This window comes from Pseudomonas fluorescens, from assembly GCF_003732425.1.
In the GTDB taxonomy this organism is placed as follows: domain Bacteria; phylum Pseudomonadota; class Gammaproteobacteria; order Pseudomonadales; family Pseudomonadaceae; genus Aquipseudomonas; species Aquipseudomonas fluorescens_BE.
In genome coordinates, this window is sequence record NZ_MOBX01000013.1 from 960,529 (window position 1) to 981,616 (window position 21,088).

General features: G+C 60.5%; 20 protein-coding genes. 11 read left to right on the forward strand and 9 right to left on the reverse strand.

All coding sequences use genetic code 11. From position 1 onward, the window contains the following. Positions 1–12: 12 nt before the first annotated feature. The 3 genes from BK670_RS14720 to BK670_RS14730 all read left to right on the forward strand — a co-directional run bounded on the left by BK670_RS14720 (position 13) and on the right by BK670_RS14730 (position 2,868). Positions 13–984 (forward strand): TRAP transporter substrate-binding protein, encoded by a 972-nt coding sequence (locus tag BK670_RS14720; RefSeq protein WP_123450603.1) that lies wholly within the window; start codon positions 13–15, stop codon positions 982–984. Positions 985–1,060: 76 nt separating this feature from the next. Continuing rightward, the gene (locus BK670_RS14725; protein ID WP_123450605.1) at positions 1,061–1,588 is read left to right on the forward strand and encodes a TRAP transporter small permease; all 528 of its coding nucleotides are present in this window, start codon (positions 1,061–1,063) and stop codon (positions 1,586–1,588) included. Then, positions 1,588–2,868 (forward strand): TRAP transporter large permease, encoded by a 1,281-nt coding sequence (locus BK670_RS14730; RefSeq protein WP_123450607.1) that lies wholly within the window; start codon positions 1,588–1,590, stop codon positions 2,866–2,868. Before BK670_RS14725 ends, BK670_RS14730 begins: the two co-directional genes overlap by 1 nt. A gap of 114 nt (positions 2,869–2,982) precedes the next feature. Here BK670_RS14730 and BK670_RS14735 read toward each other — a convergent pair whose 3' ends face one another. The 3 genes from BK670_RS14735 to BK670_RS14745 all read right to left on the reverse strand — a co-directional run bounded on the left by BK670_RS14735 (position 2,983) and on the right by BK670_RS14745 (position 5,548). Further along, a complete protein-coding gene (locus tag BK670_RS14735) occupies positions 2,983–3,783 on the reverse strand; it encodes a sulfite exporter TauE/SafE family protein (RefSeq protein ID WP_123450609.1) in 801 nt (266 codons plus the stop codon). 9 nt (positions 3,784–3,792) lie between these two features. Next, positions 3,793–5,037, reverse strand: coding sequence for an NAD(P)/FAD-dependent oxidoreductase (locus tag BK670_RS14740; protein WP_123450611.1), 1,245 nt, complete (start codon positions 5,035–5,037; stop codon positions 3,793–3,795). A 169-nt stretch (positions 5,038–5,206) separates the two neighbouring features. Continuing rightward, on the reverse strand, positions 5,207–5,548 hold the full coding sequence (locus BK670_RS14745; protein WP_007915092.1) for an ArsR/SmtB family transcription factor: 342 nt from the start codon (positions 5,546–5,548) through the stop codon (positions 5,207–5,209). Between the two features lie 91 nt (positions 5,549–5,639). Between BK670_RS14745 and BK670_RS14750 the strand changes: the two genes are divergently transcribed. Together BK670_RS14750 and BK670_RS14755 are read left to right on the forward strand one after the other, a co-directional pair. Next, positions 5,640–6,503, forward strand: coding sequence for an MBL fold metallo-hydrolase (locus BK670_RS14750; protein ID WP_123450613.1), 864 nt, complete (start codon positions 5,640–5,642; stop codon positions 6,501–6,503). A gap of 125 nt (positions 6,504–6,628) precedes the next feature. Next, entirely contained in the window at positions 6,629–7,486 is an 858-nt protein-coding gene (locus BK670_RS14755) for a tyrosinase family protein (protein WP_123450615.1), read from the forward strand. Between the two features lie 3 nt (positions 7,487–7,489). Here the strand turns inward: BK670_RS14755 and bkdR are convergent, their stop codons facing one another. Next, the gene (bkdR, locus tag BK670_RS14760) at positions 7,490–7,978 is read right to left on the reverse strand and encodes a Bkd operon transcriptional regulator BkdR (RefSeq protein ID WP_007915088.1); all 489 of its coding nucleotides are present in this window, start codon (positions 7,976–7,978) and stop codon (positions 7,490–7,492) included. 185 nt (positions 7,979–8,163) lie between these two features. Here bkdR and BK670_RS14765 point away from each other — a divergent pair, with 185 nt between their 5' ends. The 5 genes from BK670_RS14765 (at position 8,164) to BK670_RS14785 (ending at position 14,451) form a co-directional block, all read left to right on the forward strand. Beyond that, entirely contained in the window at positions 8,164–9,399 is a 1,236-nt protein-coding gene (locus tag BK670_RS14765) for a 3-methyl-2-oxobutanoate dehydrogenase (2-methylpropanoyl-transferring) subunit alpha (protein ID WP_003224001.1), read from the forward strand. A gap of 1 nt (position 9,400) precedes the next feature. Further along, positions 9,401–10,459 carry an alpha-ketoacid dehydrogenase subunit beta gene (locus BK670_RS14770; protein ID WP_003224000.1) on the forward strand — a complete coding sequence of 353 codons (1,059 nt, stop codon included), beginning with the start codon at positions 9,401–9,403 and terminating at the stop codon, positions 10,457–10,459. Continuing rightward, positions 10,460–11,734 (forward strand): dihydrolipoamide acetyltransferase family protein, encoded by a 1,275-nt coding sequence (locus BK670_RS14775; RefSeq protein WP_123450617.1) that lies wholly within the window; start codon positions 10,460–10,462, stop codon positions 11,732–11,734. 7 nt (positions 11,735–11,741) lie between these two features. Continuing rightward, a complete protein-coding gene (gene lpdA / locus BK670_RS14780; protein WP_123450619.1) occupies positions 11,742–13,115 on the forward strand; it encodes a dihydrolipoyl dehydrogenase in 1,374 nt (457 codons plus the stop codon). Positions 13,116–13,431: 316 nt separating this feature from the next. Further along, on the forward strand, positions 13,432–14,451 hold the full coding sequence (locus BK670_RS14785; RefSeq protein ID WP_123450621.1) for a branched-chain amino acid aminotransferase: 1,020 nt from the start codon (positions 13,432–13,434) through the stop codon (positions 14,449–14,451). A gap of 263 nt (positions 14,452–14,714) precedes the next feature. Here BK670_RS14785 and BK670_RS14790 read toward each other — a convergent pair whose 3' ends face one another. The 3 genes from BK670_RS14790 to BK670_RS14800 all read right to left on the reverse strand — a co-directional run bounded on the left by BK670_RS14790 (position 14,715) and on the right by BK670_RS14800 (position 17,669). Continuing rightward, positions 14,715–15,548 carry a TIGR03915 family putative DNA repair protein gene (locus BK670_RS14790; RefSeq protein WP_123450623.1) on the reverse strand — a complete coding sequence of 278 codons (834 nt, stop codon included), beginning with the start codon at positions 15,546–15,548 and terminating at the stop codon, positions 14,715–14,717. Next, positions 15,545–16,765, reverse strand: a complete 1,221-nt coding sequence (locus BK670_RS14795) for a putative DNA modification/repair radical SAM protein (RefSeq protein WP_123450625.1) — start codon at positions 16,763–16,765, stop codon at positions 15,545–15,547. Before BK670_RS14795 ends, BK670_RS14790 begins: the two co-directional genes overlap by 4 nt. A gap of 154 nt (positions 16,766–16,919) precedes the next feature. Next, entirely contained in the window at positions 16,920–17,669 is a 750-nt protein-coding gene (locus tag BK670_RS14800; RefSeq protein WP_123450627.1) for an ArsR/SmtB family transcription factor, read from the reverse strand. Positions 17,670–17,748: 79 nt separating this feature from the next. Here BK670_RS14800 and BK670_RS14805 point away from each other — a divergent pair, with 79 nt between their 5' ends. Continuing rightward, positions 17,749–18,852: a cytochrome P450 gene (locus tag BK670_RS14805; protein WP_123450630.1), complete on the forward strand. Its 1,104-nt coding sequence runs from the start codon at positions 17,749–17,751 to the stop codon at positions 18,850–18,852. Between the two features lie 128 nt (positions 18,853–18,980). Here BK670_RS14805 and BK670_RS14810 read toward each other — a convergent pair whose 3' ends face one another. Together BK670_RS14810 and BK670_RS14815 are read right to left on the reverse strand one after the other, a co-directional pair. After that, positions 18,981–20,300 (reverse strand): Nramp family divalent metal transporter, encoded by a 1,320-nt coding sequence (locus BK670_RS14810; RefSeq protein WP_077573596.1) that lies wholly within the window; start codon positions 20,298–20,300, stop codon positions 18,981–18,983. A 144-nt stretch (positions 20,301–20,444) separates the two neighbouring features. Beyond that, positions 20,445–20,981, reverse strand: coding sequence for a chalcone isomerase family protein (locus BK670_RS14815; protein ID WP_123450632.1), 537 nt, complete (start codon positions 20,979–20,981; stop codon positions 20,445–20,447). Positions 20,982–21,088: the final 107 nt, after the last annotated feature.

A 21,088-nucleotide genomic window follows, 5' to 3' on the forward strand; every position in this document is an offset into this window, starting at 1 on the left:
AGACTCACCCCCATGAACTTCAAACGCACCTTGCTGGCCGCTGCACTCCCGCTGATGTTCACCTTCACTGGCGCCGCTCAGGCACTGCAACTCAAATTCGCTGACATCCATCCCGCCGGTTATCCAACCGTGGTGGCCGAAGAAAACATGGGCAAGACCCTGACCAAGGAAACCAACGGCGAGCTGACCTTTCAGTACTTCCCCGGCGGTGTGCTGGGTTCCGAAAAGGAAGTCATCGAGCAGATGCAGGTCGGCGCAGTACAGCTGTCTCGCGTCAGCCTGGGTATCGTCGGCCCGGTGGTACCGGACGTGAACGTGTTCAACATGCCGTTCATCTTCCGCGACCATCAACACATGCGTAACGTCATCGACGGCCCGGTGGGCGACGAAATCCTCGACAAAATCACCCACTCCGAATTCGGCCTGGTGGCCCTGGCCTGGATGGATGGCGGCACGCGAAACGTCTACACCAAGAAACCGGTCCGCAAGCTCGAAGACCTCAAGGGCATGAAAATCCGCGTGCAAGGCAACCCAATGTTCATCGACATGATGAACGCCATGGGCGGCAACGGTATCGCCATGGACACCGGCGAAATCTTCAGTGCCCTGCAGACCGGCGTGATCGACGGCGCGGAAAACAACCCGCCGACCCTGCTCGAACATAACCACTTCCAGAACGCGAAGTACTACAGCCTCACCGGACACCTGATCCTGCCAGAGCCGATCGTGATGTCGAAAATCACCTGGGAAAAACTGACTCCGGATCAACAGGCGCTGGTCAAGACCGCCGCCAAGGCTGCCCAGGCTGAAGAGCGTGTGCTGTGGGACAAGAAGTCCGCTGCCAGTGAAGAAAAACTCAAGGCCGCCGGCGTCGAGTTCATCCAGGTCGATAAAAAGCCCTTCTACGACGCCACCGCACCGGTGCGGGAAAAGTACGGCGCGAAATATGCCGACCTGATCAAGAAAATCGAAGCCGTTCAGTAACGCCTCCCGCTCCGTAATTTTGAAAAAGGCCCGGCGCACCTGATGACTCAGGCGCGCCCGGTTACGGTGGAACCCGATGAAGAATCTAGTGCTGCGTATCAACGACAAGATCTACATGACGTGTATCTGGGTCGCCGGCCTTTCAGTCCTGGCGATTTCCCTGATGATTCCCTGGGGGGTGTTCGCCCGCTACGTGCTGGGCACCGGCTCGAGCTGGCCCGAGCCCACGGCGATCCTGCTGATGATGGTTTTTACCTTCATTGGCGCCGCCGCCAGTTACCGCGCCGGCGCGCACATGGCCGTGGCCATGCTCACCGATCGCATGCCGCCGCAGCTGAGATCCGCGGCGGCGATTTTTTCGCAACTGCTCATGGCCGCGATCTGCATTTTCATGACGATCTGGGGCGCCAAGCTGTGCATGTCCACCTGGAACCAGTTCATGGCCGCCCTGCCCGATCTGCGAGTTGGCGTGACCTATCTGCCGATTCCCGTGGGCGGCTTGCTGACGCTGATTTTTGTCCTGGAAAAACTCTTGCTCGGTGACCAGAGCAAACGACGGGTCGTGCAGTTCGACCTGGTTGAAGAAAGTGAAGGTGCCGCCTAATGGACGCTCTGATACTGCTGGGCAGTTTTATCGTATTGATCCTGATCGGCATGCCGGTCGCCTACGCGCTGGGCGCCGCCGCCCTGATCGGTGCATGGTGGATCGACATTCCTTTCCAGGCGGTGATGATTCAGGTCGCTTCGGGGGTGAACAAATTCTCGCTGCTGGCCATTCCGTTCTTCGTGCTGGCCGGTGCAATCATGGCCGAGGGCGGCATGTCCCGTCGGTTGGTGGCCTGTGCCGGGGTGCTGGTGGGCTTTGTCCGCGGCGGCCTGTCACTGGTCAACATTGTCGCCTCGACCTTTTTCGGCGCGATCTCCGGATCGTCGGTGGCCGACACCGCGTCGGTGGGTTCGGTGCTGATTCCGGAAATGGAACGCAAGGGCTATCCACGGGATTTCTCCACCGCCGTAACCGTCAGCGGTTCGGTGCAGGCCCTGCTGACCCCGCCAAGCCATAACTCGGTGCTCTACTCGCTGGCTGCCGGTGGTACGGTTTCGATTGCCTCGCTGTTCATGGCCGGCATCGTCCCGGGCCTGATGATGAGCGCCTGCCTGATGGTGCTGTGCCTGATCTTCGCGAAAAAGCGCAACTACCCCAAGGGTGAAGTGATCCCGATGCGCCAGGCGTTGAAAATCGTCGGCGAAGCCCTCTGGGGCATGATGGCGATGGTGATCATCCTCGGCGGCATTCTCTCGGGGATCTTCACGGCTACAGAGTCGGCGGCCATCGCCGTGCTGTGGTCGTTCTTCGTCACCATGTTCATCTACCGCGACTACAAGTGGAGCGAACTGCCGAAACTGATGCACCGCACCGTGCGGACGATTTCGATCGTGATGATCCTGATCGGTTTTGCCGCGAGCTTCGGCTACATCATGACCCTGATGCAGATCCCGGCGAAGATCACTACGCTGTTCCTGACCCTGTCGGACAACCGCTACGTAATCCTGATGTGCATCAACGTCATGCTGCTGTTGCTCGGCACGGTGATGGACATGGCGCCGCTGATCCTGATTCTGACGCCGATCCTGATGCCGGTGATTCTCGGCATCGGCGTGGATCCGGTGCAGTTCGGCATGATCATGCTGGTCAACCTCGGGATCGGACTGATAACACCGCCGGTGGGCGCGGTGCTGTTTGTCGGTTCGGCGGTGGGCAAGGTCAGTATCGAAAGCACTGTGAAAGCGCTGCTGCCGTTTTACGCGGTGCTGTTTCTGGTGCTGATGCTGGTCACCTACGTTCCGGCAATTTCGCTGTGGTTGCCGCATCTGGTGTTGTAAACCCATCTCTGTGGCGAGGGAGCTTGCTCCCGCTGGACTGCGCAGCAGGCCCTTTTTAAAAGAACGGCCGCTGCGCGCCCGAGCGGGAGCAAGCTCCCTCGCCACAGGGTTGCCTCAAGCCCGAAGTAACATATACCCCGCCACCACCAGGCACACACTGGCAAACCCCACCTGCAACGCCCGCGCCGGCACTCGCGTACAGAGCTTGCGCCCGATGATCATGCCGACAATGCTGGCAACGATAAACGCCGCACCCTGCGCATCAATCCGCACGCCTGCGTGAAACGATCCAGCCACGCCAATCGCCGAAATCAGACTGATCACCATCAACGACGTGGCGACAATCCCGCGCATCTGCACATCGGTCAGTTGCTTGAACGCCGGCACGATCAAGAAGCCGCCACCGACGCCGAGCAAACCGGACACCACGCCGGTAATCGCACCCAATGCCGCCAACGTCGCGGTGCACTTGGCAGTCCAGTCGAAGCGCCCGGTTTCGGCATTGAGCATGCAATTCTTCTGGCCCCAACTGGCGTGACCATGGTCGCTCGGCCCTTCTTGCTGACGCTCGCGGCGCAGCATGCGCCAGGCCACCATGACCATCAGCAGACTGAACAGGATCATCAGGATTTTCTCCGGCAACTGATGCGCGAAGTAAATGCCCAACGGAGAAAACACCGCACCCAACGCGGCAATCAATAACGCCGCGCGATAACGCACCAGGCCATGACGCAGGCCATCGATAGCGCCGACCGCCGCCGCACTGCCCACCGCAAACAACGCCACCGGCGCTGCTTGGGTCATCGTCCAGCCGAGGCCGAGAACCAACGCTGGCACCGCGAGAATCCCACCGCCGGCCCCGGTCAAACCGAGGACCAACCCCATCACCACACCAAACAGGCTTGCCAGCAACATAGGGTTTTCTCAGTCGACCTTGGACAGACGTGTCAGCCACTCGCGGCCCTTGAGCATGCCGTTCCAGTAGAACCACGGCAGCAGCGTCGCCTTGAGAAACCACGCCGAACGCCGCGCCACGGTCGGGTCCATCGGGAAGGTCGGCAGCAACTTACCGGCATAGCCGAACTCGGCAAGAATCACCTTGCCCTTCTCCACCGTCAGCGGGCAGGAACCATAACCGTCGTACTTCAGCGGCAGCGGTTGCTGCTTGCGCAGGGCCAGCAGGTTTTCCGCGACCACAACGATTTGTTTGCGCACCGCTGCGGCGGTTTTCGCGTTGCTGGTGCCGCAGATGTCACCGAGTGCGAACACCTCGGGATACCGCGGGTGCTGCAGGCTGTGTGGGTTGACTTCACACCAGCCAGCCGCGTCAGCCAGAGGACTTTGCGCGATGAAATCCGGCGATACCTGCGGTGGCACGACGTGGAGCAGATCGAAGGTTTTCGCCTCGAGGCTGACATTGCCGTCAGCACCCTTGACCTCGAACCACGCGGTTTTCGCCGGGCCGTCGACCTTGACCAGATTCGAGTTGAACGCCAACCGTGCGTTGTATTTCTCGATGTACTTCATCAACGGCGGCACAAACGTCGCCACGCCGAACAGCGCGGCGCCGGCCAGGTTGAATTCGACATTGATGTTGTTCAGCACAGCGCTTTTACGCCAGTGATCGCAAGACAGATACAGCGCTTTTTGCGGTGCTCCAGCGCATTTGATCGGCATCGCCGGCTGCGTAAACAGCGCCTTGCCGCCGCGCAGTTTCTGCACCTGATCCCAGGTGTACTGCGCGTGCTGATAGCTGTAATTGGAAGTGACGCCGTGTTGGCCAAGGCTCTCTTGCAAGCCTTCGATCTTTTCCCAGGCCAGACGCAGGCCGGGGCAGACGATCAGGTTCTGATAGCTGACCGTGCGTTGATCGTTGAGGGTGAGTTGGCGTTTGTCCGGGTCGATCGCGGTGACCGCCGCTTGCAGCCAGTTCGCTTGCCGGGGCATGACCTTGTTCATCGGCCGGGCGGTGTCTTTAACGTCGTAGGCGCCACCGCCGACCAGCGTCCACGCGGGTTGGTAGTAATGCTGGGCGCCGGGTTCGATCACGGTGATGTTCAGCGCCGGATCACGCTTGAGCAGACTGGCGACAAAACCGATACCGGCCGTACCGCCGCCGATGACCACGATGTCTGCACTGATGGATGGGCCCCAGTGTTGATCGTTCATTGCTTGTTCCTTTTGCTGCACGCAAGGATTGTTCGAGCCAAACCACAAATCCCAATGTGGGAGCGAGCCTGCTCGCGAAGGCGGCGTATCAGTCGATGCAAGTATTGCCTGACCTAGCGCTTTCGCGAGCAGGCTCGCTCCCACATTGAACCAGTGTCATGGCTGGCATTTATTGATGGCCGAGACTTTTCAGCACGGCCCCGCAATACAGTCCGGACAGGGTTTTCATCACCTGAATCACTTCCGGACTGGCGAGGCCATAAAAAATGTACTTGCCTTCACGACGGGTCGCGACCAGCCCTTCATCCCGCAAGATGCCCAGTTGCTGCGACAGCGTCGGCTGGCGTACGCCGGTCATCTTTTCCAGTTCGCCAACGTTGCGTTCGCCCTGGGTCAGTTGACACAGGATCAACAGGCGATCCTCATTGGCCATGGCCTTGAGCAAGGCGCAGGCCTTGGAGGCCGAGGCGCGCAGTTGGGCGACTTCACATTCGGTCAGACTGGATTGCATTTGCACGATGCCTTCAAGGTCACTTAAGCTGCGAACATTATGTTTTTAGATAAAGTGTTGCAACCCATTTTCCTTGTACAGGTTGGTGTCCATGCCCGCGCAGATTGAAGCTTTCCTCGACCCCGCCTCCTCGACCTACAGCTATGTGGTCTATGAAACCAATGGCGGGCAATGTGCGATCGTTGATCCGGTGCTCGATTACGACGGCGCCGCCGGCCGCACCTGCACCGCCCAGGCCGACAAAATCATCGCCTTCGTCCGCGCGCACCACCTGCAAGTGCAGTGGCTGCTGGAAACCCACGCCCACGCCGATCACCTGTCCGCCGCGCCGTACTTGCGCCGGGAACTGGGTGGGAAAATCGCCATCGGCGAATCGATCAGCAAAGTGCAGAACGTATTCAAGGCGCTGTTCAATCTGGAGTCGGAGTTCTGCGTCGACGGCTCGCAGTTCGATCACCTGTTCGCGCCGAACGAGTCATTCCGCATCGGCAACCTCAAAGCCACCGCCCTGCACGTCCCCGGGCATACCCCGGCGGACATGGCCTACTTGATCGACGGCGAACAGATTCTGGTCGGTGACACGCTGTTCATGCCCGACGTCGGCACCGCGCGCTGCGATTTTCCCGGCGGCAACGCCCATCAGTTGTTCAACTCGATTCATAAACTGCTGGCCTTCCCGGCCAGCGTGAAACTTTACGTTTGTCACGACTATCCACCCGAAGGGCGCGCCTCGCAGTGCCAGACCACCGTCGGTGAACAGCGCAAAAGCAATATCCATGTGCATGACGGCATTGATGAGGCGGCGTTCGTCGAGATGCGTACCAAGCGTGATGCCGGGCTGGGCATGCCGACGCTGTTGCTGCCGGCGATTCAGGTCAATGTGCGGGCGGGGAATCTGCCACCCGCTGAGGAAAACGGTGTCGTGTACCTGAAGATTCCGCTCAACTCTCTATAGGAAAAAGTCGTTCGAAACATCGCCGGATTATTTTTCCTACGGACGCTGGCGATAGTGATGAACTGGTGAAAATCCCCTCAGCGATCAGACTCCATTGGGCAAACATTCAATGGAGTTTTCGCAATATGGATATTCGCCGTAATCACCGTGACATGACCACGCAACAGAAAGCCGCATTCATCGACGCCATCCTGAGACTTAAAAACAACGTCGACAGCGTCCTGCGCCCCGGGCAGCAAAGTCGCTACGATGACTTTGTGCAGATCCACAAAAATTCGATGGGCCGGGGCAATCCGCTGGTACCCAATCCGCATCGCAGCCCTTTGTTCTATCCGTGGCATCGGATTCTGATTCGCCAGTTCGAACTGGCCCTGCAGTCCGCCAGCAATGATCCGACCATCACTCTGCCCTATTGGAACTGGCAACTGACCGGAGCAGACAACCCCTTCACCTCGGATTTCATGGGTTCAAACGGCGACAATCTGCAGGATCAACGCGTCACCAACGGCCCGTTTTCCAGAGAGCAGTCACAATTTGATGTCAGGGTCTGGGACGAAAGCATCGGCAACACCGGCATTCGTCGAAATCTGGGGGCAAGCGGCGCACTGCCCACGCCGCTGGATGTTATTTCGGCCCTGAACAGAACGCCTTACTGGGGGGATGAAAGCGGTTGGGAGAACGTCTCGGAAACCCTTCTGCACAATCCGGTACATGCCTGGATGGGCGGGAGCATGGCGCAAGCCGCCTCACCCAATGACCCGATATTCTTTCTGCACCACTGCCACCTCGATCTGTTGTGGGAGCGCTGGAAGCATCAGCATCGTGATATTCCGGGCTTTACCGACGAGGCCGGCTCGGAAGCCATGAACGACACCGTGCTGATCTTTCATCCCGCCAATGAACCGGCGCCCTGGGAGCAAAGCTTTACCGTCCAACAAACCCTCTATACCGCAGAACTCGATTACCGGTATGACTACATCTGACGTTCAGTTACCTAGCGTCAAGCCGTTCGCTGGCAACGGCAACGCAGTCTTGTAGCGCACCTGCTTGAGCGCAAAGCTGGATCGGATATTCGCCACACCGGGAACCTTGGTGAGGAAGTCCATCATGAAGCGTTCCAGCGACTGAATCGTCGGCACCAGGACCCGGATGAGGTAATCCGGGTCTCCGGCCATCAGGTAACACTCCATTACTTCCGGGCGATCGGAAATCGCCTCTTCGAAATGCTGCAACGCCTCCTCGACCTGTTTCTCCAGGCTGACATGGATGAACACGTTCACATGCAGCCCCAGCAGGTCGGCATCCAGCAACGTGACCTGTTCGCGAATCAGGCCCAATTCCTCCATCGCCTTGACCCGGTTGAAGCACGGCGTCGGCGACAGATTGACCGAGCGTGCGAGGTCGGCGTTGGTGATGCGCGCATTCTCCTGAAGGCTGTTGAGAATGCCGATGTCGGTACGGTCCAGTTTGCGCATGAGACAAAACCACCTGTTTTTTATGTTTATGCAGAATTTCTATCTGCAAATCGTCTCCAGCGCAACGAAACAGAGATAAATATTCTTCTTGCCCGGGCCTATGATTGTTGTAGGACAAGATTTCTTCTACCGAAGAACGACTGCCAGCTCACTACAAGAAATTCACAAGATCGAGCGTAGAAGCCATGACCCAAGCGTATGAACCGCTGCGCCTGCACGTCCCTGAACCCTCGGGCCGTCCCGGCTGTAAAACCGACTTTTCCTACCTGCATCTGACCGATGCCGGTACGGTGCGCAAACCTTCCATCGACGTCGAACCTGCCGACACCGCCGACCTGGCGCGCGGGCTGATTCGCGTGCTCGACGATCAGGGCAACGCACTTGGCCCATGGGCTGAAAACGTGCCGGTCGAGATCCTGCGCAAGGGCATGCGCGCCATGCTCAAGACGCGGATCTACGACAACCGCATGGTGGTCGCCCAGCGCCAGAAAAAAATGTCGTTCTACATGCAGAGCCTCGGCGAAGAAGCCATCGGCAGTGCTCAGGCCCTGGCCTTGAACATCGACGACATGTGCTTCCCGACTTATCGCCAGCAAAGCATTCTGATGGCCCGCGAAGTGCCGCTGGTCGACCTGATCTGCCAGTTGCTGTCCAACGAGCGCGATCCGCTCAAGGGCCGCCAGTTGCCGATCATGTACTCGGTCAAGGACGCTGGTTTCTTCACCATTTCCGGCAACCTCGCCACCCAGTTCATTCAGGCCGTCGGCTGGGGCATGGCCTCGGCGATCAAGGGCGACACGAAAATCGCTTCGGCATGGATTGGCGACGGCGCCACCGCCGAATCGGACTTCCACACCGCCCTCACCTTCGCCCACGTTTACCGCGCGCCGGTAATCCTCAACGTCGTGAACAACCAGTGGGCGATTTCGACCTTCCAGGCCATCGCCGGTGGTGAAGCCACCACCTTCGCCGGACGCGGCGTCGGTTGCGGCATCGCCTCGCTGCGCGTGGATGGCAACGACTTCTATGCGGTTTATGCGGCATCTGCCTGGGCTGCCGAACGCGCCCGCCGCAACCTCGGCCCGACCATGATCGAATGGGTCACCTACCGCGCCGGCCCGCACTCGACCTCCGACGATCCATCGAAATACCGCCCTGCCGATGACTGGAGCCACTTCCCGCTCGGCGACCCGATTGCCCGTCTCAAACAGCACCTGATCAAAGTCGGCCACTGGTCGGAAGAAGAGCACGCCGCAGTCAGCGCCGAGCTTGAGGCTGAAGTGATTGCCGCACAGAAACAGGCCGAACAGTACGGCACCCTCGCCGGCGGTCAGATTCCGAGCGCCGCGACCATGTTCGAAGACGTCTACAAAGAGATGCCGGAGCACTTGAAGCGCCAGCGTCAGCAGTTGGGGATCTGACATGAACGACCACAACAACAATATTCAGTTGGAAACCGCCATGACCACGACCACCATGACCATGATCCAGGCCCTGCGCTCGGCCATGGATGTGATGCTTGAGCGTGATGACAATGTCGTGGTGTTCGGTCAGGACGTCGGCTACTTCGGCGGCGTATTCCGCTGCACCGAAGGCCTGCAGACCAAATACGGCACCTCGCGCGTCTTCGACGCACCGATTTCTGAAAGCGGCATCGTCGGCGTCGCCGTCGGCATGGGCGCCTACGGCCTGCGTCCGGTCGCCGAGATCCAGTTCGCCGACTACGTCTACCCGGCCTCTGACCAGATCATTTCCGAAGCGGCGCGCCTGCGTTATCGCTCGGCCGGCGAGTTCACCGCGCCAATGACCCTGCGCATGCCATGCGGCGGCGGCATCTATGGCGGCCAGACCCACAGCCAGAGCATCGAGGCGATGTTCACTCAGGTCTGTGGTTTGCGCACGGTCATGCCGTCCAACCCGTATGACGCCAAAGGCCTGCTGATCGCCTCCATTGAAAACGATGACCCGGTGATCTTCCTTGAGCCGAAACGCCTGTACAACGGCCCGTTCGACGGCCACCACGACCGCCCGGTAACGCCGTGGTCGAAACACCCGCAAGCCCAGGTGCCGGACGGTTACTACACCGTGCCGCTGGACGTCGCCGCGATCACCCGTCCGGGCAAGGACGTCACCGTGCTGACCTACGGCACCACCGTGTACGTCTCGCAAGTTGCGGCTGAAGAATCCGGCGTCGATGCCGAAGTCATCGACCTGCGCAGCCTGTGGCCGCTGGACCTGGAAACCATCGTCAAATCGGTGAAGAAAACCGGCCGTTGCGTGGTGGTTCACGAGGCCACCCGCACCTGCGGGTTCGGCGCCGAACTGGTGTCGCTGGTGCAAGAGCATTGCTTCCATCACCTGGAAGCGCCGATCGAACGCGTCACCGGTTGGGACACCCCCTACCCGCACGCGCAAGAGTGGGCGTATTTCCCTGGGCCGTCCCGAGTGGGCGCAGCGTTGAAACGGGTCATGGAGGTCTGAATGGGCACGCACGTTATCAAGATGCCGGACATCGGCGAAGGCATCGCAGAAGTCGAACTGTCGCAGTGGCACGTCAAGGTTGGCGATCTGGTGGTTGAAGACCAGGTGCTGGCGGACGTGATGACCGACAAGGCCATGGTCGATATTCCCTCGCCGGTGCACGGCAAGGTGATTGCCCTCGGCGGTCAGCCGGGTGAAGTCATGGCCGTTGGCAGTGTGTTGATCAGCATCGAGGTGGAAGGTGCCGGTAACTTGAAAGAGTCCGCCGCACCAGCCCCGGTCAAAGAAGCACCGGTTGCGCCGAAAGTTGAAGCAGCCGTCGAAAGCAAACCCGCGGCAGCCGCCGCCCCGCGTCCGGCTGCTGCTTGCCAAGGCCCGATGGTTGCCCGTGAAGCCGATGAGCGTCCGCTGGCCTCACCGGCCGTGCGCAAACATGCACTGGATCTGGGTATTCAATTGCGTCTGGTGCGCGGCACTGGTCCGGCCGGTCGCGTGCTGCACGAAGACCTCGAGGCCTATCTGGCGCAAGGTCAGTCGAACGCTTCGGCACCGATTGCCGCCGCGTACGCCCAGCGTAACGACGAAGAACAGATTCAAGTCATCGGCATGCGTCGCAAGATCGCCCAGCGCATGCAGGACGCCACCCAGCGCGCCGCGCACTTCAGCTACGTCGAGGAAATCGACGTCACAGCGATTGAAGAGCTGCGCGCGCATCTGAATGAAAAACACGGCGCCAGCCGTGGCAAGTTGACCTTGCTGCCGTTCCTCGTCCGCGCCTTGGTTGTCGCTCTGCGCGACTTCCCGCAGATGAACGCCCGTTACGACGACGAAGCCCAGGTGATTACCCGTCTCGGCGCGGTGCATGTCGGCGTCGCCACGCAAAGCGATGTCGGCCTGATGGTGCCGGTGGTGCGTCACGCCGAGGCGCGCAGCCTGTGGGACAGCGCCGCGGAGATCTCGCGCCTGGCCAACGCCGCGCGCAATGGCAAGGCCAGTCGCGATGAACTGTCCGGCTCGACCATCACCCTGACCAGCCTCGGTGCGCTGGGCGGCATCGTCAGCACGCCAGTGCTGAACCTGCCGGAAGTGGCCATCGTCGGTGTGAACAAAATCGTCGAACGGCCGATGGTCGTCAAAGGCCAGGTGGTGATCCGCAAGATGATGAACCTCTCCAGCTCGTTCGATCACCGCGTGGTCGACGGCATGGACGCGGCGCTCTTCATCCAGGCCATTCGTGGCTTGATCGAACAACCCGCCACTTTGTTTGTGGAGTAAGGCGCGCATGCAATCTCTGAACACTACGCTGCTGATCATCGGCGGCGGCCCCGGCGGTTATGTCACGGCAATTCGCGCCGGGCAACTGGGCATCCCGACCATTCTGGTCGAAGGCCAGTCGCTGGGCGGCACCTGCCTGAACATCGGCTGCATCCCGTCGAAAGCGCTGATTCATGTGGCTGAACAGTTTCACCAGACCCAGCATCACAACCAGCACTCGGCGTTGGGCATCAGCGTTTCCGCGCCAACCCTCGACATTACTAAAAGCGTCGAGTGGAAGGACGGCATCGTTGATCGCCTGACCACTGGCGTCGCGGCGCTGCTGAAAAAGAACAAGGTTCAGGTCATCAATGGCTGGGCCAAAGTCATCGACGGCAAAACCGTCGATGTCGGCGACACGCGAATCCAGTGCGAGCACTTGGTTTTGGCCACCGGTTCGACCAGCGTCAACTTGCCGATCCTGCCGATTGGCGGGCCGATCATCTCCTCCACCGAAGCGCTGGCACCGAAATCCGTGCCAAAACGTCTGGTGGTAGTCGGCGGCGGTTACATCGGTCTGGAACTGGGCATTGCTTACCGCAAGCTCGGCGCCGAGGTCAGCGTGGTCGAGGCGCAGGATCGTATCTTGCCGGCCTACGATGCCGAGCTGACGCAACCGGTGCATGACGCGTTGAAGCAACTGGGCGTGAAGCTGTACCTCAAGCACAGCGTGCAGGGTTTCGACGGCACTTTGCAGGTGCGCGATCCCGAGGGCGAAACCTTGAATCTGGAAACCGATCAGGTGCTGGTCGCCGTCGGTCGCAAACCGAATACCCAGGGCTGGAACCTCGAAGTGCTGAATCTGGACATGAACGGTTCGGCGATCAAAATCGACAGCCGCTGCCAGACCAGCATGCGCAACGTTTACGCCATCGGTGACCTGAGCGGAGAGCCGATGCTCGCCCACCGCGCCATGGCCCAAGGCGAAATGGTCGCCGAGCTGATTAGCGGCAAAACCCGCGAGTTCAACCCGACCGCCATCGCCGCCGTGTGCTTCACCGACCCGGAACTGGTGGTGGTCGGCCAGACCCCGGACGAAGCCAAGGCTGCGGGACTGGACTGCATCGTTGCAAGCTTCCCGTTCGCCGCCAACGGCCGGGCGATGACCCTGGAATCGAAAAGCGGCTTCGTTCGTGTGGTCGCTCGTCGGGATAACCATGTGATTGTCGGCTGGCAAGCGGTGGGCGTGGGTGTTTCGGAGTTGTCCACGGCATTCGCGCAAAGCCTGGAAATGGGCGCGCGACTGGAAGACATCGGCGGCACCATTCATGCACACCCGACCTTGGGTGAAGCGGTGCAGGAAGCGGCGTTGCGTGCCCTCGGCCACGCACTCCACCTGTAAAGCAAAACCCTGTGGCGAGGGAGCTTGCTCCCGCTGGGCTGCGAAGCGGCCCCAAACCCAGCCACCTCTGTGCACCTGAAGCACCGCGGTGTCCGGTTGTACCAGTGCTGCGCACTGGAGCGGGAGCAAGCTCCCTCGCCACAAAAGAGGTGAAACATGCAGGAATGATGGGGATTTAGTAAGCAGGCTACTATTTTTGCCATCCCTCCATCGTCCGGGCTGCGAAACCGCTCAAGAATGAAGTATTGTTGTGCCCATCCAAAAAACGTCAGAAGCCTTGAACCGTTTCGGCGGTTGTTCAGTGATAGAGGGTGTCATGGGTAACGAAAGCATCAATTGGGACAAGCTGGGTTTTGACTACATCAAGACCGACAAACGCTATCTGTCGTACTTTCGCGATGGCGAGTGGGACAAAGGCACCCTGACCGAAGATAACGTGCTGCACATCAGCGAAGGCTCGACGGCCCTTCACTATGGCCAGCAGTGCTTCGAAGGCCTGAAGGCCTATCGTTGCAAGGACGGCTCGATCAACCTGTTCCGCCCGGATCAGAACGCCGCGCGCATGCAACGCAGCTGCGCCCGCCTGCTGATGCCGCACGTGTCCACCGAGCAGTTCATCGAAGCGTGCAAGCAAGTGGTTCGCGCCAACGAGCGCTTCATCCCGCCATACGGCACCGGTGGCGCGCTGTACCTGCGTCCGTTCGTGATCGGCGTGGGTGACAACATCGGCGTGCGTACCGCGCCGGAGTTCATCTTCTCGGTGTTCGCGATCCCGGTTGGCGCCTACTTCAAGGGCGGCCTGACCCCGCACAACTTCCAGATTTCCAGCTTCGACCGCGCCGCCCCACAAGGCACCGGTGCGGCCAAGGTCGGTGGCAACTACGCCGCCAGCCTGATGCCGGGCTCCCAGGCCAAGAAAGCGCACTTCGCTGACGCCATCTACCTGGATCCGCTGACCCACAAGAAGATCGAGGAAGTCGGTTCGGCCAACTTCTTCGGGATCACCCACGACAACAAGTTCATCACCCCGAACTCGCCGTCGGTCCTGCCAGGCATCACCCGCCTGTCGCTGATCGAACTGGCCAAGACCCGCCTGGGCCTGGAAGTGGTGGAAGGCGACGTGCTGATCGACAAACTGTCGGACTTCAAGGAAGCCGGTGCTTGCGGCACAGCAGCCGTGATCACCCCGATCGGTGGCATCAGCTACAACGACCACCTGCACGTATTCCACAGCGAAACCGAAGTCGGCCCGGTCACCCAGAAGCTCTACAAAGAGCTGACCGGCGTGCAAACCGGCGACATCGAAGCGCCAGCGGGCTGGATCGTCAAGGTTTGATCTGACGGCTGCTGATGCATAAAAGCCCTCCACCGAGTGATTGGTGGGGGGCTTTTTATTGTGCTGGATCTGGATTTTTATGTCGTGCTGGAGATCCTCGCCCCCTCATCCCAGCCCTCCCGAAACGTCGGACCGCCCCAGGGGAGCGAGGGGAAAAGGGGGACGATCTTTGTGCTATTCAAAACCTGGGGTCGACTCGGGCTTTCAGGTCGATGGATCAAGTCCGAACACCTCGGTCAGTCCCCTCTCCCTCTGGGAGAGGGTTAGGGTGAGGGGCTTTTCAGCGTTATCCGTTTACCAAGTCGTCCGGCAATCCCGCTCGCCTGCCCATTCTGCTGCTTACCCATCCGCGCCTGCGTAATCAGCCCGGGAATCAACTCCCCCTCCGGCAGGTTCTTCCAGAACCGCGCCGGTAAATGCCCCTGCATGACCTTCGGGTTCAACCGAGCCGGATTGAAAATGTGGCTGTAATAGGTCAGCCACAGATCGCCGTGGGGATCATCGACGTTCTGTGCCAGTTGCTGCCATTCCAGCGGGCATTGCCGCTGATGGATCAGTTGCTCGCCATCGTAATAGACCCCGTCACGCGGGGTGGCGATCAACCAGCGATGGCGGCCCATCCGCCCGATGAAATGCTCGCTGGCGCTGTGCAGGATGTCGTGGGCCGGTTCGTGCCACGCCACATACTGCGGACCCGCGCTGGAGGACGGGCGCTCGATGAAACGCACAAACGCATGCAGATGATGGGCTTCCCGATGCACTTGTTTGATCCGTCGCTGCAACTCGCTACCGAGTTTGTCACCGGCCATCATCGCCGTACGGTCACCGTGGCTGACGCGCCACAACACTTCATACAGCAAACTCCAGCGCTGATCACCGCGATAACGCGAGGCCTGTTCCAGGGTGTCGAGCAGCGCTCGCGGAATACGTGCCTGAAACGGCCCCTGCCCTTCAGGCACCGGATCATCATTGGCAAATAGATCACCCACACCTTGCGAAGCCCAGCTCACCAGACTCGGATCGACCTCATGGCTCAGCAGCCAGCGCGCCTGCTGGCGCCACGTGTCGAACAGGTCGTCGCAATCAAGATTGATCATCCCCACAGTCCCATCTGCTGCGGTATCGGCCGGTCGCGCAATTGCTGATAGAGCATATGGCTGGTGACCTCGGCCTGCTGCGGGTGATAGTCGCTGGTGATGATGAACGGCTTGGCCTTGGCCAGCACGCAGCGCATGCGCGCGACGTCTTCGTAACGGATGCGCCGCTGGCGGCGCAGCTCGACCAGACGTTCGGTGGTGCGCAAACCAATGCCGGGAATACGCGCAATCAACGACGCTTCGGCACGGTTCAGATCCAGCGGGAACACCTCGCGATTCTGCAGCGCCCAGGCCAGTTTCGGGTCGATGTCCAGCGCCAGATTACCCGGCCCCTTAAGCAATTCATCGGCGCTGTAGCCGTAGCTGCGCAGGAGAAAATCGGCCTGATACAAACGGTGTTCGCGCATCAGCGGCGGCGCGGCCAGCGGCACGCTTTTCGGGCTGTCGGGGATCGGACTGAAGGCCGAGTAATAGACCCGGCGCAAACGAAAGTTGCCATACAAGGCCTGAGCGCTGTGGAGGATGGTGCTGTCGTCGGTGTCGTCGGCGCCGACAATCAATTGCGTGCTCTGCCCGGCCGGGGCGAACTTCGCCGAGCGCGGTTCGTTTAAAACAGTCTGCACGCCGGTGTAGATGGTGTTCATCGCCTGCTTGATCGATGTGATGTCTTTCTCCGGCGCCAGCACTTGCAGGCTGGCATCGGTGGGCAGTTCGATGTTGACGCTCAGGCGATCGGCGTAGCGCCCCGCTTCTTCAATTAATGCCGGATCGGCTTCGGGAATGGTCTTGAGATGGATGTACCCACGAAATTCATGCTCTTCGCGCAGCAGCTTCGCCACCCGCACCAGTTGCTCCATGGTGTAGTCCGCCGAGCGAATGATGCCGGAACTGAGAAACAGCCCGCTGACGCAGTTGCGCCGGTAGAAGTCCATGGTCAGCGCCACGACCTCTTCAGGCGTAAAGCGGGCACGCGGGACATCGCTGGAGCGACGGTTGACGCAGTACTGGCAATCGTAAAGACAGAAGTTGGTCAGCAGAATCTTCAACAACGACACGCAGCGCCCGTCCGGCGTGTAGCTGTGGCAGATGCCCATGCCATCGGTCGAGCCCAAACCGCTCTTGCCTTCGGAGCTGCGCTTGGGCGCACCGCTGCTCGCGCACGAGGCGTCGTACTTGGCGGCGTCGGCGAGGATGCTCAGCTTGTCGATGATTTGCATGGCGCGGGCTCTATACTGTTTGCATATACAGTATAGAGTCAGGCGCGCGTGCACAAGATCGGCAATGACCCCTCGTCGGGGCAAGGCATAGATCAAAAGATCGCAGCCTTCGGCAGCTCCTACAGGAGTCGCGTACACCCAATAAATTTCAGCCTTACCCAATCCATGTAGGAGCTGCCGAAGGCTGCGATCTTTTGATCTGCCCGTCGACCGGCCACTCAACGCCAAACCGCACACCGATCTCCTTGCGCCCCGTCGCCGTCAACGCCAGTGCCCGACTGTCCAGATCCTGCGTCACCCACTTGCGCTGCAACGCCGTTCGCAACAGCGCCGCGCCCAGCGAACCTCCGAGATGCGGCCGGCGCATGCTCCAGTCCAGGCATGGGCAGGCAAACTTGCGGCGCAGGGTCGTCAAGTCCTGCACGTCGATGCCCAGCGCGAGAAACAACGCCTCGCCACTGTCGCTCAAGCGATACGCCTGCTCGTCGGTTGCCACCAGCCAACCGGCCTCGAGCAAACGGTCGTGCAGCAACACCGCCAGCGTCCCGGCCATGTGGTCATAGCAGGTGCGCGCGAATTGCAGGCGATCCGGGGTGTGCGCCTTGAACGTCGGCGCGGCGTTCTGGCCAATCACCATCAGCGCTTCCAGCGCTTGCGCCACCCGCTGATCGGCGAGGCTGTAATAGCGATGACGGCCCTGCACATGCAGGCGCACCAGGGCCAGGTCCTTGAGTTTCGCCAGGTGCACACTGGCGGTCGAGGCGCTGACTTCGGCAATCGTTGCCAACTCGGTGCTGGTGCGGGCGTGGCCGTCCATCAGCGAACAAAGGATTTTCGTTCGCGCCGGCTCGGCGATGGCGGCGGCCACTTGGGAAACGCCGATGTCTTGATGTTCTGCGTGCATAGTTCGCTCCCGGACGAATCGTCGTCGTTGCGCAGTGGAGATAGTAGCAACACTTTCCCCTCCGACAAGGATGCAAACCATGAACCCGATCAGCGCAGCAACGCACGCCGATCCTTATCCCTACTACGCCCAATTGCGCACAGAAGGTGGACTGACGTTTCATCCCGAGCTGAAATTGTGGGTCGCCAGCAGCGCCCGGGCGGTGTGTGCGGTGTTGGCCCACGCCGATTGCCGGGTGCGTCCGGCGCAGGAGCCAGTGCCCACGGCGATTGCCGGGGGCATGGCCGGCAAAGTCTTCGGCCAACTGATGCGCATGAATGACGGTGAGCGCCAGCGCTGTCCGCGTTCTGCGATTGAGCCTGAGTTGGCCGCGCTCGAACTTGGGGCCGTCGACAGACTGGTCGCCGCGCGGCTGATCACAGCGGACGCCGACGGTGTGTATAAGGCGATGTTTCGTGGCCCGGTGTGCGTGGTCGCGGCGCTGCTGGGCTTCACCCCGGCGCAGGCGCGGGTCATCAGTGAGCTGACGGCGGACTTCGTCGCCTGCCTTTCGCCGTTGAGCAATGACCTGCAATTGGCCGCAGCCGATGCGGCAGCCGAACAACTGCGCGGCGACTTCATCGAACTGCTCGCCGAGCCGGCCAGCCCGTTGCTCAGTGCAATCCAGCAGCGCTTCACCAGCGACGAGGAACCCCTGATCGCCAACCTGATCGGCCTCTGCTCGCAGACATTCGAAGCCTGCGCCGGACTGATCGGCAACACGCTGTTGGCGCTACGTCGGCAGCCGGCGTTGCGCGGCGAATCTGTCGAAGCGCTGCTCAGCGAAGTGCAGCGCTTCGATCCGCCCGTGCAGAACAGCCGGCGCTTTGTCGCCACGCCGTGCGAGATTGCCGGTGTGCGGGTCGAAGCAGGCGATGTGATTCTGGTTTTGTTGGCCTCGGCCAATCGTGATCCGGCGCTCAACGAACGGCCGGAGCAGTTTCTGCCACAGCGCGCCAACCGTCGCAGTTTCAGTTTTGGCAGTGGCCGGCATCAGTGTCCGGGGCAAGCGCTGGCGATGAGTATTGCCAGCGCAACGGTCAGGGAAATAATCAGGCATGACATCGACCTGAATCGCCTGAACTGGCACTACAAGCCTTCGCTCAACGGGCGCATTCCCGTGTTCAGCGACGTTGGCACCTGATAATCCGTCTTCGCGAGCAGGCTCGCTCCCACAGGATTACGGGGTGTACAGACTGTTGAAATCACCTTGAAAACTGTGGGAGCGAGCCTGCTCGCGAAGAGGCCAGCCCAGTCACTGCAAAATATGGCTCAAGCCGCCCACTGCAAAATCAACCAGCTGTTGGCGCCGCTGATCACCACAAACAAGCCCCACGCCAACACCCGGGTTGGCCAACGGTTCACAAACGGCCCCATCAGCTTTTTATCATTGGTCATGCGGATCAATGGATACAAGGCAAACGGCAATTGCAGACTCAACACCACCTGACTCAACACCAGCAATTTGCCGATCGCGTTATCGCCCATCAGCCACACGCCGATAAACGCCGGAATCAACGCCAGTCCGCGAGTAATCAAGCGCCGCTGCCAGCACGGAATCCGCAGGTTCAGATAGCCCTCCATGATCACCTGGCCGGCGATGGTGCCGGTGAAAGTCGAGCTCTGCCCCGACGCCAGCAGCGCGACGCCGAACAACACACTGGCCAGCGCGCCGCCCACCAGCGGATCGAGCAAGTGGTAGGCATCCTGAATGTCCACCACGTCGGTGTGCCCGGACTGGTGAAACGCCGCAGCGGCGAGGATCAGGATTGCCGCGTTGACCAGCAACGCCAGCGCCAGCGAACCGATGGTGTCGATGCGCGCCAGTTTCACCGCGTCCTGCTTGCTCGCGAGGTCCTTGCCGATCATCCGCGTCTGCACGATCGAGGTGTGCAGATAGAGGTTATGCGGCATCACCGTCGCGCCGAGAATACCGATGGCCAGGTACAACGGCGCCGCTTCGCCAATCGCCGCCAGCGACGGTTTGAAACCTTGGGCGACGTCCGGCCAATAGGGTTTGATCAGCAGCAGTTCAACGAAGAAACACACACCGATGGTCGCAACCAGCACCAGCATGATCGCTTCCAAACGGCGGAAGCCTCGATTCTGCAAGGCCAGCACGAGCAAGGTGTCGAACGCCGTCAGGGCAATGCCGAAGGTCAGCGAACAGCCGAGCAGCAAGTGAAACGCCAGCGCGCAGCCGAGCACTTCGGCCAGATCGGTGGCGATGATCGAGATTTCCGCCAGCACCCACTGTAGGCGCGCGGTCGGCGTGCTGTAGCGCTCGCGGGACAGTTGCGCCAGATCGCGTCCGGTGGCGATGCCCAGCCGCGAGCACAGGCACTGCACGACCATCCCCGCCAGACTCGCCAGCAACACCACAAACAACAGGCTGTAGCCAAAGCGTGAACCGGCCTCAATGGCGGTGGCCCAGTTGCCCGGGTCCATGTAGCCGATCGACACCAGCAAGCCGGGGCCGGCGAAACGCAGCACGCGTTTGAAGAACGAGGCATTGGGATCCACCGCAACACTGCCGGCCACTTCCGGCGGGCAAAACGGCGCGGTGGCGATTTTGGGCAAACTGAATTTCACGCACACATCCAGAAACAAGTCGGAAAGACGCAGCTTAGAGGTTTCCGCCACAGCCTTGAAGCGCAAAAGATCGCAGCCTTCGGCAGCTCCTACAGGAGAATGCGTTCCAATGTAGGAGCTGCCGAAGGCTGCGATCTTTTGCTCTTATCGATTTACCCCCAACAACTGTTCGCGCAAAGCGGGATTGCGCGTGCGCGGATCGAGCCAGATATCAAAAAACGCCCGGGCAAACAGCGGGTCATTGATCTCGTGCTGCAATTGCTGACCAACAAAAAAACGCGCGCCCTGCCCCGGCAGATACACGCCGGTAATCCGCGTGCCGGCCTGCACATCGACGAACGATTGCTGCATCTGTGCCTGCCAGCCGGCCAATTGCGCCGGGCTGACGCGGGCACCAGCCAGACGTTTGATTTCGTCGACACTGGCCTTGACCAGGTCGTCGCGGGAGATGTTGCGACGGTAGATCAGCTCCAGCGCAAACGGCTGACCGTCGACCAGGGGACGCGCGGCGCTCCACAGCCGCGCGTTGTAGACATCGAACCCGAACACGCTGAAATCACCGGTGCCAATGATCTGCGCGCCGGGCACTGCATCCTGCCAGTTGGCCCAGGTCGGCGTCAGCAACAGCGCCCACAAGCCGATACCGCAGCATCCCCGCAACAGCTTCGGTGTTCTTCTCATCGCAGCATCGACTCCGGTAAACCCTGATACACACATCATAGCCGGGTATCGCTCTCGATACTTTGTATACAAAAACTGCGTACATAGGCAGCAATCGCCGATCGACA